Origin of the sequence: Pseudomonas sp. NBRC 111133 (genome assembly GCF_001320605.1) — a bacterium.
Lineage (GTDB): Bacteria > Pseudomonadota > Gammaproteobacteria > Pseudomonadales > Pseudomonadaceae > Aquipseudomonas > Aquipseudomonas monteilii.
The window spans coordinates 1-11,748 of record NZ_BCBJ01000060.1; the positions used below are offsets into that span (position 1 = coordinate 1).

An 11,748-nucleotide genomic window follows, 5' to 3' on the forward strand; every position below is an offset into this window, starting at 1 on the left:
CGGTGCTGCACGATGCTTTAACGGTTGAAACGCTCCACCAGCGAATACTGGCTCCCCGCCGTGCTGGTCAACTCTTCGCTGAGCAGTGCCGAGTGCAACGCCTGTTCGGCGGTCTGGTCGGCCAGTTCAGCAATGGTGCTGATGTTGCGGCTGATCTCGTCTGCCACTGCGGTCTGCTCTTCGGTCGCTGCAGCAATCTGGGTGGCCATGTCGGTGATATTGGCGACTGCTTCACTGATCCCTACCAGTGCCTCGTCAGCCTGCATCACCCGGTCGACGCCTTCCTGCGCCTGGCGGTGGCCGGTTTCCATGGTCAGTACGGCGTTGCTGGCAGTTTGTTGCAGTTTTGCAATCAGGCCATGGATCTGACCAGTGGACTCAGCAGTGCGCTGAGCCAGTTGGCGCACTTCATCAGCCACAACGGCAAAACCACGCCCCATTTCCCCGGCGCGCGCCGCTTCGATCGCTGCGTTAAGCGCCAGCAGGTTGGTCTGGTCGGCGATGCCCTTGATCACGTCGACCACACCGCCAATTTCGTCGCTGTCCTTGGCCAGCTGGGTCACCGTCTGGCCGGTTTCGCCCACCGCTGCCGACAGGCGCTCGATGGCATCGCGGGTTTCCCCGGCAATCTGCCGCCCCTGGCTGGTCAGGCGGTTGGCTTCCTGGGTGGCGTCGGCGGTGCGCTGCACATGGTTGGCCACTTCCTGCGTGGTGGCGGCCATCTGGTTGACTGCAGCGGCGACCTGCTCGGTTTCTACCCGCTGACGCTCAAGCCCCGAGGAGCTCTTGTGCGCCAGGGCGTCGGACTGGCGCGCCTGTTCGCTGAGGTGTTCGGCACTGTCCTGCAGGCGGGTCAGGCAGGTTTTCAGGCGGGCGTCCTGGCTGAGCATGGCCATTTCCAGGCGCGCCTGCACACCACGGCTGTCGGTAAACATCTGTGCGATCAGCGGGTCGGAGGTGGTCTGTTCGGCCAGGCGCAGCAAGCGCTTCAGGCCGCGCTGCTGCCAGCCAAGGCCAAGCAGGCCCAACGGTACGGAAAGCCCGGCGGCCAAGGCGAAGCCCCAGGAGTGGCCAAGCCAGTTGCCGATCAGGAAGCCTACCTGGCTGATCAGGATGAATGGCAGCCAGTCCTGCAACACTGGCAGCCACTTGTCGCGGCGCGGTACTGGCGGCTTGCCCTGATTGATGCGCTGGTACAGCGCCTCGGCGCGACGGATCTGCTCGGCGGTGGGCTTGACCCGCACGGACTCGAAGCCCACGACCTGGTTGTTGTCGTAGATCGGCGTGACATAGGCATTGACCCAGTAGTGGTCGCCAGACTTGCAGCGGTTTTTGACAATGCCCATCCAGGGTTGGCCCTGCTTGAGCGTTTGCCACATATGAGCGAACACGGCGGGCGGCACGTCGGGGTGACGCACCAGGTTGTGCGGCGCACCGGTCAGCTCTTCGCGGGTGAACCCACTGATTTCGATGAAGGCATCGTTGCAGTAGGTGATCACACCCTTGGCATTGGTGGTGGAGATCAACCGCTGCTGGGCAGGGAAAGTCCGTTCTCTCTGGGTAATCGGCTGGTTGTTACGCATGGGTTGATAGTCCGCAAGGCTTTCGACAGGTATCGGCAAGGGACTGGTTTTATTGAATGATTATTTAATGTGAACGATTGCAGGCATGCCAGCCCTGCCTGGGGCCGCTGTGCGGTGGCCCCAGGCTTTGCTGACTTAGCCGGCAATCAGCTGTCGCAGCACATAATGCAAAATCCCCCCTGCCTTGAAGTACTCCACCTCATTCAGGGTATCGATACGGCACAGCACCTCGACCTGCGCCTGCTGCCCATCCTCGCGGGTGATGCGCAAGGGCAGGCTCATGCCCGGGCGGATCTGCGCGCCATTCAAACCCAGCACATCGATTTGCTCCTTGCCGGTCAGCCCCAGTTGCTTGCGGTCGTCACCGGCCTTGAACTGCAGCGGCAGCACGCCCATGCCCACCAGGTTGGAGCGGTGAATACGCTCGAAGCTTTCCGCCAGCACGGCCTTGACCCCCAGCAGGTTGGTGCCCTTGGCTGCCCAGTCGCGGCTTGAGCCGGTGCCGTATTCCTGGCCGGCAATCACCACCAGCGGGGTGCCTTCCTGCTGGTAGCGCATGGCTGCGTCGTAGATCGACAACTTCTCGCCGCTGGGCACATGCAAGGTGTTGCCGCCTTCTTCACCCGCCAGCATTTCGTTGCGAATGCGGATGTTGGCGAAGGTGCCGCGCATCATCACTTCATGGTTGCCACGCCGCGAACCGTAGGAGTTGAAATCGCGTGGCTCCACCCCCTGCTCACGCAGGTAGCGCCCGGCGGGGCTGTCGGCCTTGATGTTGCCGGCCGGTGAGATGTGGTCGGTGGTCACCGAGTCGCCCAGCAGCGCCAGCACACGCGCACCCTGGATGTCGACGATTTGTGGCGGCGGGCCGCTGATGCCGTCGAAGAACGGTGGGTGCTGTATATAGGTGGAGTCGGGCTGCCACACGTAGGTGGCGGCCTGCGGTACCTCGATGGCCTGCCATTGCGCATCGCCGGCGAACACTTCGGCATATTCCTTGTGGAACATCGCCGTGTCGACCTTGGCGACGGCTTCGGCAATTTCCTGCTGGCTGGGCCAGATGTCGCGCAGGTAAACCGGCTGGCCGTCCTTGCCGGTACCCAGCGGGTCACACGTCAGGTCCAGCCGTACGCTGCCGGCCAGGGCGTAGGCCACCACCAGCGGCGGCGAGGCCAGCCAGTTGGTCTTGACCAGTGGGTGCACACGGCCTTCGAAGTTACGGTTGCCCGACAGCACTGACGCCACGGTGAGGTCGGCGCTGCCGATGGCTTTCTCGATCGCTTCATCCAGCGGACCGGAGTTGCCGATGCAGGTGGTGCAGCCATAGCCGACCAGGTCGAAGCCCAACTGGTCGAGGTAGGGGGTGAGCCCGGCGGCCTTGAAGTAGTCGGTGACCACCTTGGAGCCCGGTGCCAGCGAACTCTTGACCCAGGGTTTGCGTTGCAGGCCCTTTTCCAGCGCCTTTTTCGCCACCAGCCCGGCGGCCATCATCACACTGGGGTTTGAAGTGTTGGTGCATGAGGTGATCGCGGCAATCACCACTGCACCATCGCGCAGCGTGTGGGTCTGGCCTGCATGGTTGTAGTCGATCTCGCCCGCCTGGTCGGCGTTGCCTACCGCTACGCCACCGCCACCCTCGCTTTCCAGGCGGCCGACTTCCTTCGCCAGTGGCTTGGGTTGCAGTTCGATGAAGTGGTCGAAGGCCTGGCTGACCTGGCCCAGTGCCACGCGGTCCTGCGGGCGTTTAGGCCCGGCCAGGCTGGCTTCGACCTCGTGCATGTCCAGCGCCAGGCTGTCGCTGAACAGCGGCTCCTGCCCAGGCAGGCGCCACAGGCCTTGGGCTTTGCAGTAGTGCTCGACCAGTTGCACGGTCGCTTCGGGGCGGCCCGACAGGCGCAGGTAGTCCAGGGTCACCTGGTCGACCGGGAAGAAACCGCAGGTGGCGCCGTATTCCGGCGCCATGTTGGCAATGGTCGCCCGGTCGGCCAATGGCAGCTCGGCCAGGCCATCGCCGTAAAACTCGACGAACTTCCCGACCACGCCTTTTTTGCGCAGCATTTGCGTAACCGTCAGCACCAGGTCGGTGGCGGTGATACCTTCGCGCAGCTTGCCGGTCAGCTTGAAACCGATCACTTCGGGGATCAGCATCGACACGGGTTGGCCGAGCATGGCCGCCTCTGCCTCGATGCCTCCGACACCCCAGCCGAGCACGCCCAGGCCATTGATCATGGTGGTGTGCGAGTCGGTACCCACCAGGGTGTCGGGGAAGGCGTAGGTGCGGCCATCGGCTTCACGGGTCCACACCGTGCGGCCCAGGTACTCCAAGTTGACCTGGTGGCAGATGCCGGTGCCCGGCGGCACCACGCGGAAGTTATCGAAGGCGCTCTGGCCCCAACGCAGGAAGGCATAGCGTTCGCCATTGCGCTGCATTTCGATGTCGACGTTCTCGTTGAAGGCTTGCGGTGTGCCATAACGGTCGACCATCACCGAGTGGTCGATCACCAGATCCACCGGTGACAGGGGGTTGATCCGCTGTGGGTCGCCACCGGCCTTGGCCATGGCCGCGCGCATGGCGGCCAGGTCGACCACGGCCGGCACCCCTGTGAAGTCCTGCATCAGCACCCGCGCCGGGCGGTACTGGATCTCGCGGTCGGAGCGCCGCTCGCCCAGCCACTGGGCAAGGGCGCGCAGGTCGTCGCCGGTGACGGTATGACCGTCCTCCCAGCGCAGCAGGTTTTCCAGCAGCACCTTCAATGACATGGGCAGGCGTTGCAGGTCACCCAGCTGGCGGGCGGCTTCGGTGAGGCTGAAATAGTGGTAGGTCTGGTTGCCGACCTGGAGGGGCTTGAGGGTGTTCAGGCTATCGAGCGAGGGCATTGCCAACTCCTTCTGCGCCGGTGCCCGGCAAATACTCAAGGTTTACCGGTGTCACCGCTCTGTTTCGGTCCGCACGGTGCGGACTTGGCTGAAAGGTCAGGTTAGACCGCTTTGCGGCCCCTGACCCTTTTCTGGACCGGTGGGGCATGTCGCAGGTTCCGATCTTCCTTTATCATCGCCGCCCTGCCGGCGCCTGTTGCGCGCCAGCCGTAGTGGAGTGAGAGATGAATACCCTGTTCATGCATTGCCGGCCCGGTTTCGAGGGCGAGGTTTGCGCCGAAATCAGCGAACATGCCGCCCGCCTGGGCATTGCCGGCTATGCCAAAGGCAAGCCACAAAGTGCCAGCGCCGAGTTTGTCTGCAGTGAAGACGGCGGTGCCGAGCGGTTGATGGGGGCGCTGCGCTTCAACGAGCTGATTTTCCCTCGGCAGTGGGCCCGTGGCGGTTTTGTCGAGTTACCGGAAAGTGACCGGATCAGTGTGCTGCTGGCGCAGTTGGCCGACTTCCCGGTGTTCGGCAGCCTGTGGCTGGAAGTGCTGGACAGCAACGAAGGCAAGGAATTGTCCACCTTCTGTCGCAAGTTCGAAGTGCCGCTGCGCAAGGCCCTGCAAAAGGCCGGCCGCCTGGTCGACGACGCCAGCCGGCCACGGCTGCTGCTCACCTTCATCAGCGGCCGGCGGGTGTTTGTTGGCCTGGCCCCGGCCAACAATAGCGCGTTGTGGCCCATGGGCATCCCGCGCCTGAAATTCCCCCGCGAGGCACCCAGCCGTTCGACCCTCAAGCTGGAAGAGGCCTGGCACCAGTTCATCCCGCGTGAGCAGTGGGAACAGCGCCTGGGCGATGACATGACCGGTGTCGACCTGGGCGCCTCGCCGGGTGGCTGGACCTACCAGCTGGTACGTCGTGGCATGCTGGTGACGGCCATCGACAACGGGCCGATGGCCGAAAGCCTGATGGACACCGGCCTGGTGCAGCACTTGATGGCCGACGGTTTCACCTGGCAGCCGAAGCAGCCGGTGGACTGGATGGTATGCGACATCGTCGAGAAGCCGGCGCGCACCACTTCGCTGATCGAAACCTGGCTGGGTGAGGGGTTGTGCCGCGAGGCAGTGGTCAACCTGAAGCTGCCGATGAAGCAACGCTATGCCGAAGTGCGGCGGTTGCTCGACCGCATGGAGGCGACATTCAAGGCGCGCAAGATCAGGGTATCGATTGCCTGCAAGCAGCTGTATCACGACCGTGAGGAAGTGACTTGCCATCTGCGCAGACTGGACCTGAAGCCGCGCTGATTTCGGGGGCTGCAAGCCAGCCCCTTGGTCGAAACGGCCCTATGCGCGACAATAACGATCATTTGTGGAGCCCCCCATGACCGATTTCACCCCCGACGCCATCCTCGACGCTACCGGCCTGAATTGCCCGGAACCGGTAATGATGCTGCACCAGCACGTGCGCAACCTGGCCGCTGGCGGCCTGCTGAAGGTCATCGCCACCGATCCGTCGACCCGTCGTGACATTCCCAAGTTCTGCAACTTCCTCGGCCACGAATTGCTGCAGCAGCAAGAGGACGCCGGCACCTTCCTGTACTGGATCCGCAAAAAAGCCGACTGAAGCGCTCTGGAACACGCCCCGCGTTGCGCCTACACTGCGTTCCCCAGACAGGAGAGCGCCATGCTGATAGTTGCCGACGAGAACATCCCGCTGCTCGATGCCTTCTTCCAGGGTTTCGGTGAAATTCGCCGCTACCCGGGCCGAAGCCTCGATGCCGCCAGCGTCAAGGACGCCGATATCCTGCTGGTGCGCTCGGTGACCAAGGTCGACCGCCAGTTGCTCGAAGGCAGCCGCGTACGCTTTGTCGGCACTTGCACCATCGGCACCGATCACCTGGACTTGGACTACTTTACCGAAGCCGGCATCCGCTGGAGCAGTGCGCCGGGCTGCAATGCACGCGGCGTGGTCGACTACGTGCTGGGCAGCGTACTAACCCTGGCCGAGCTCGATGGCGTGGCACTGCCCGAACGCGTGTATGGCGTGGTGGGTGCGGGTGAGGTGGGCGGCCGTCTGGTGCGGGTGCTTCACGGCCTGGGCTGGAAGGTACTGGTGTGCGACCCGCCGCGCCAGGCCGCCGAGGGTGGCGACTACGTCAGCCTCGAGACGATTTTGCAGCAGTGCGATGTGATCAGCCTGCATACCCCGTTGCAGCGTGCCGGCGAGCACCCGACCTGGCACTTGCTGGGCCAGGCGCAGCTGGCGCAGTTGCGCCCAGGGGCCTGGCTGATCAACGCCAGTCGTGGCCCGGTGGTAGACAACGCCGCCTTGCGCGAGCTGCTGCTGGACCGTGAAGACGTGCATGCGGTGCTGGATGTGTGGGAGGGCGAGCCGCAGGTCGACCTGCAACTGGCCGACCTGTGCACGCTGGCTTCGCCGCACATTGCCGGCTACAGCCTCGATGGCCGCCAGCGTGGCACGGCGCAGATCTATCAGGCGTTGTGCCGCTTCCTCGGCGTGGACGAGCAGGTGCAACTGGCAGACTTGCTGCCCCGACCGCCGCTGGCGCAGATTGAGCTGGACGCCAGCACCGACCCGGCCTGGGCCTTGGCGACCCTGTGCCGCGCCGTGTATGACCCGCGCCGCGACGATGCGGACTTCCGCCGCAGTCTGAGCGACGACCCGCAGCAGCAGCGGGCGGCGTTCGACCAGTTGCGCAAGCAGTACCCGCCACGGCGCGAGATCGAAGGGCTGGCGGTGCGCTTGCGGGGTGAGTCGCCACAGCTGGCACAGCTGGTCAGTGCCTTGGGTGGGGTGCTGGCCTGGATAGATTGTTGAAGGCAGTGCCGGCCAATAAAAACCCGGCGCGAGCGCCGGGTTGCAAGTAATTCGTAGGTCAACCTTTGCGTACGCGCTCGGCCCGGCTTTCTTCCAGGGCCTTGCAGGCCTGCTGGATCATCTGCTCGGTGATCGGCACTTCGCGCCCCTGGGCGTCGATGATCGAACCGCACACCTGCGGTTTCGGGGTGGCCCGAGGCTTCTGGTTGTCACTGCCATGCTGCAAGCTCATGCACTGTCTCCTCATCAGGTTCAAGCTCAAGTTAGCCCTGCGCCGTGACTGGCCTGTGACAGCTTCTGTGTCACGGCAGCAACAGTCCAACAGAAACCAGGTGAAAGCTCCAGCGACTGGTTAGACCGATGGGCTATAGCAACCTGCAGGCGTTCCCACAGCCTGGATGAGTGGTAGTCTGCGGCTTCTCCCGCATTGTGGTCGTCGCCATGCCCGAATCGGTTTCCCCACGTCAGCGCCGCGCCTTGCGCCTGGCCTGGCAGTTCGTCCGCCCCTATCGCCGGCAAGTGCTGCTGGCCTTGCTGGCCCTGGTGGTCACTGCCGCCATCACCCTGTCGATGGGCCAAGGTATCCGCCTGTTGGTGGACCAGGGCTTCATGACCCGCTCCGCGCACCAGCTCAACCAGACCATCGGGTTGTTCCTGCTGCTGGTGCTGGCCCTGGCGGTGGGCACTTTCAGCCGCTTTTACCTGGTCTCGTGGATTGGCGAGCGGTGTGTGGCCGATATCCGTCGCGCCGTTTTCGATCACCTGATCGGCCTGCACCCCGGCTTTTTCGAAGACAATCGCAGCTCCGAAATCCAGTCGCGGCTGACGGCGGACACCACCTTGCTGCAGTCGGTGATCGGCTCATCGTTGTCGATGTTCCTGCGTAACGCGTTGATGGTTATCGGCGGCGTGGTGTTGCTGTTCATCACCAACCCCAAGCTCACCAGTATCGTGGTGGTGGCCCTGCCGTTGGTGCTGGCACCTATCCTGCTGTTTGGCCGTCGGGTGCGTAGCCTGTCGCGGCAGAGCCAGGACCGGGTGGCCGATGTGGGCAGCTACGTGGCCGAAACGCTGGGGCAGATCAAGACGGTGCAGGCCTACAACCACCAGGCGCACGACCGTGAACTGTTCGCGGGCACGGTCGAAGCAGCGTTTAGCGTGGCCCGCAAGCGGATTGCCCAGCGTGCCTGGCTGATCACCCTGGTGATCGTGCTGGTGTTGGGGGCGGTGGGGGTGATGTTGTGGGTCGGCGGCATGGACGTGATTGCCGGGCGTATTTCTGCAGGCGAGCTGGCTGCGTTCGTGTTCTACAGCCTGATCGTCGGTAGCGCCTTCGGTACCCTCAGTGAGGTGATCGGCGAGCTGCAGCGTGCCGCCGGTGCCGCTGAGCGTATTGCCGAACTGTTGGCTGCGCGCAGTGCAATCCTGCCGCCCGAGCTGGCGCAGGCGCTACCAAAACAGCGGGCCAGCGGGCACATCGAATTGCAGCAGGTGGTGTTCGCCTACCCGTCACGGCCTACGGTGGCGGCCGTCGATGGCCTGAGCCTGGCCATCGAACCAGGACAGACCGTTGCCCTGGTTGGTCCCTCGGGTGCAGGCAAGTCGACCCTGTTCGATTTGTTGTTGCGTTTTTACGACCCGCAGCAAGGGCGCATCCTGCTCGATGGCCAGGCGATTACCGCCCTCGACCCTGACCAGCTGCGCCGCCAGTTCGCCCTGGTGGCGCAAAACCCCTCGCTGTTCCGTGGCACGGTGGAGGCCAACATCCGCTATGGCCGGCCCGAGGCAACCCTGGCGGAAGTCGAGGCAGCCGCCCGCGGTGCCTATGCCGATGAATTCATCCGGCAGCTGCCGCAAGGCTACCAGACGCCCTTGGGCGAGGGCGGTATCGGGCTTTCCGGTGGGCAGCGGCAGCGCCTGGCGATTGCCCGGGCGTTGCTGGTGGATGCGCCGATCCTGTTGCTGGATGAAGCCACCAGCGCCCTCGACGCGCAGAGCGAGCACCTGATCCAGCAGGCGTTGCCCAGCCTGATGGCCGGGCGCACCACGCTGGTGATCGCCCATCGCCTGGCCACGGTGCAGCATGCCGAACGGATCGCGGTCATCGACAAGGGGCGGCTGGTGGCGGTGGGCACACACCGTCAGTTGATCGAGGAAAGCCCGCTGTATGCGCGCTTGGCGGCCTTGCAGTTCACCACAGGGTAGGGTGTCGCGGTTTTGTAACATTTTTGTAGCAATTGCCTGAGAGTATCTGCCTCAACTGTTGCGTAAGTGCTCGACCTGGCTGCCATTGCTTGATGGCAGCTTTTTTTTGGCCTGCCAGTCATGGGGGCTGCACAGCGGCCCCAGCCCTCTCTCTCTGGTTCCGAGACCCTAGATGTTGCGTAAATCCCTCAGAGTGCAAATTCTCTCGCTGCTCGGCGGCAGCCTGGCGGCGATGTTGCTGATCGCCCTGGTGTGTTTCCAGTTCCTGTCGTCCAGCGTGCGCGGTTATGCCGAGCTGGTCGACGGGCCGCTGCAGGCCTCGCAATTGATCGACGAAGCCAACCTGCAATTCAAGATTCAGGTACAGGAATGGAAGAACGTGTTGCTGCGCGGGCGCCAGCCGGCAGACATGGACAAGTACTGGCAGCAGTTCCAGGCCCGTGAACAACAGGTTCAAGCGCTGCTCGGGCAATTGATCGACAGCAGCGACGCCAGGCTCAAGGCGCCTTTGCAGCAGCTGCGTGACAGCCACCGGCAGTTGGGCCAGGCCTATGCGCAGGGCCGCCAGGCCTTCCTTGCCGCGGGGGGTGACCCGGTAGCCGGCGACCAGGCGGTCAAAGGCGTGGACCGCGCCGCCAGCGAGCAGATGAGCGAACTGGTCGAGCAGCTGCGGGCCGATGCGCGCCAGCGTGCGGCCAGCATCAGCGCCAGCGCCGAGCTCACGGTATGGCTGGGCTTGCTGGTGATGTTGGCTTCGGCGGTGCTGGTGGGGCTGCTCAGCCTGTGGCTGGTCAACCGTAGCCTGATCGAGCCAATCCGCCAATTGATCGAGTATGTCGCACAACTGAGCCAAGGGCGTTTCGCCGCCCGGGTCGATAGCCGCCGTGAAGATGAGCTGGGGCGCCTGGCGCGGGCTGCCAACACGCTGCGCGACTTCCTTGCCGATACCGTTGGCCGCCTGCAGGACAACGCGCAGGAGCTGGAGGGCGCCAGTGGCCAGTTGCGCAGCATCGCCGGCGACATGGCCCGTGGCACCCACGACCAGTTCCAGCGTACCGACCAGGTGGCCACGGCCATGCACGAGATGTCCGCCACCGCTCAGGAGGTCGCCCGCCACGCTGCCGAGGCCGCTCGCGCGGCAGATGACGCCGACCACAGCGCCCAGGCCGGCGAGCAGGTGATGCAGCAGACCATCGACATTATCGGTGTGGTCAACCGCGAAATCGCCGGTACGGCGGCGGTAATCCGCGATCTGGAGCACGACAGCACGCGCATTGGTAAAGTGCTGGAGGTGATCCGTGGCATCGCGGAGCAGACCAACCTGCTGGCGCTCAACGCAGCCATCGAAGCGGCCCGTGCTGGCGAAGCCGGGCGTGGTTTTGCGGTGGTCGCCGATGAGGTGCGCAGCCTGGCCCAGCGCACGGCTGCGTCGATTGCCGAGATTCACCAGATCATCGAAGCCGTGCAGTCGGGGGCGGTAGAAGCGGTCAAGGCGATCGAAAGCGGCCAGCAGCGCAGCGAGGAGGGGGCCGAGCAGGTGCAGCAGGCCGGGCAGATGCTGCAGCGCATCACCCAGTCCGTAGAGGCGATCCGCGACATGAACCGACAAATCGCCACGGCGGCCGAAGAGCAGACCAGCGTAGCTGAAGACATTTCGCGCAACCTGATCGAAATCACCCGTATTGCCACGGCCAACCAGCAGGCCGTGCAGCATACCGAGCAGGCCGGGCAGCGCTTGCATGGGTTGTCCGGGCAGTTGGGTGAGGTGACCTCGCGCCTGACGGCCTGACCGTTTTCAGGCACAACAAAAAGCCCGCACAAGGCGGGCTTTTTGAGCAGGATCTGGTCGGAGAGACAGGATTCGAACCTGCGGCCTTCTCGTCCCGAACGAGACGCGCTACCTGGCTGCGCTACACTCCGATGAACAAAATCCTACTGCATCCCGTTTTCGCACACAAGCCCTTGTTGTTTAAAGGGGCTTTGCAAAACGGGCGCCTGGATCAGAGCTCTTTGACGGTGCGGATCTGGTCCTTGTTCAAGCGGGTGCGCTTGCCATCCAGTTGCTCGAATTCATAGAAGCCGGAGTCTTCATCGTACTTCGGGGTGTCCGTGGCCTGGATTTCGCGGCCATCGTTCAGGGTAATGACGGTCGGCGAAGCGCAGCCGGCAAGGGCGCCCAGGCCCAGGGCGAGCAGGAAGGCGGGTAGGGTCCGTTGAATCATCGTGTTTCTCCAGTGCGATGGTGCTAGTTGTCAGTTAA

At 64.0% G+C, this 11,748-nt stretch carries 9 protein-coding genes, 1 tRNA gene and 1 pseudogene; 6 read left to right on the top strand and 5 right to left on the bottom strand.

Annotated elements, in window-relative coordinates; all coding sequences use genetic code 11:
* Positions 1-17: 17 nt before the first annotated feature.
* Together APH36_RS12435 and acnA are read right to left on the bottom strand one after the other, a co-directional pair.
* Positions 18-1,583, bottom strand: coding sequence for a PAS domain-containing methyl-accepting chemotaxis protein (locus tag APH36_RS12435; RefSeq protein ID WP_060498856.1), 1,566 nt, complete (start codon positions 1,581-1,583; stop codon positions 18-20).
* A gap of 135 nt (positions 1,584-1,718) precedes the next feature.
* Complete coding sequence (gene acnA, locus APH36_RS12440; RefSeq protein WP_060498857.1) at positions 1,719-4,460, bottom strand: aconitate hydratase AcnA; 2,742 nt, start codon at positions 4,458-4,460, stop codon at positions 1,719-1,721.
* Positions 4,461-4,684: 224 nt separating this feature from the next.
* Between acnA and rlmM the strand changes: the two genes are divergently transcribed.
* From rlmM to pdxB, 3 genes are all read left to right on the top strand, one after another.
* The gene (rlmM, locus tag APH36_RS12445; protein WP_060498858.1) at positions 4,685-5,749 is read left to right on the top strand and encodes a 23S rRNA (cytidine(2498)-2'-O)-methyltransferase RlmM; all 1,065 of its coding nucleotides are present in this window, start codon (positions 4,685-4,687) and stop codon (positions 5,747-5,749) included.
* Between the two features lie 76 nt (positions 5,750-5,825).
* Positions 5,826-6,068 (top strand): sulfurtransferase TusA, encoded by a 243-nt coding sequence (gene tusA / locus APH36_RS12450; protein ID WP_003248727.1) that lies wholly within the window; start codon positions 5,826-5,828, stop codon positions 6,066-6,068.
* A gap of 60 nt (positions 6,069-6,128) precedes the next feature.
* Positions 6,129-7,283: a 4-phosphoerythronate dehydrogenase PdxB gene (pdxB, locus tag APH36_RS12455; RefSeq protein ID WP_060498859.1), complete on the top strand. Its 1,155-nt coding sequence runs from the start codon at positions 6,129-6,131 to the stop codon at positions 7,281-7,283.
* A 58-nt stretch (positions 7,284-7,341) separates the two neighbouring features.
* On the opposite strand, the gene APH36_RS32085 is transcribed toward pdxB, so the two are convergent.
* Positions 7,342-7,515, bottom strand: a complete 174-nt coding sequence (locus APH36_RS32085) for a PA1571 family protein (protein WP_164524267.1) — start codon at positions 7,513-7,515, stop codon at positions 7,342-7,344.
* A 209-nt stretch (positions 7,516-7,724) separates the two neighbouring features.
* Between APH36_RS32085 and APH36_RS12460 the strand changes: the two genes are divergently transcribed.
* The 3 genes and pseudogenes from APH36_RS12460 (at position 7,725) to APH36_RS33165 (ending at position 11,277) form a co-directional block, all read left to right on the top strand.
* Entirely contained in the window at positions 7,725-9,488 is a 1,764-nt protein-coding gene (locus APH36_RS12460; protein WP_060498860.1) for an ABC transporter transmembrane domain-containing protein, read from the top strand.
* Positions 9,489-10,233: 745 nt separating this feature from the next.
* Positions 10,234-10,392, top strand: a pseudogene (locus APH36_RS33160) (HAMP domain-containing protein); the annotation flags it as partial.
* 171 nt (positions 10,393-10,563) lie between these two features.
* Positions 10,564-11,277: a methyl-accepting chemotaxis protein gene (locus tag APH36_RS33165; RefSeq protein WP_374754790.1), complete on the top strand. Its 714-nt coding sequence runs from the start codon at positions 10,564-10,566 to the stop codon at positions 11,275-11,277.
* A 54-nt stretch (positions 11,278-11,331) separates the two neighbouring features.
* On the opposite strand, the gene APH36_RS12470 is transcribed toward APH36_RS33165, so the two are convergent.
* Positions 11,332-11,408, bottom strand: a tRNA-Pro gene (locus APH36_RS12470).
* A gap of 80 nt (positions 11,409-11,488) precedes the next feature.
* Positions 11,489-11,710 carry a YgdI/YgdR family lipoprotein gene (locus APH36_RS12475; protein ID WP_013971697.1) on the bottom strand — a complete coding sequence of 74 codons (222 nt, stop codon included), beginning with the start codon at positions 11,708-11,710 and terminating at the stop codon, positions 11,489-11,491.
* Between the last annotated feature and the right edge of the window lie 38 nt (positions 11,711-11,748).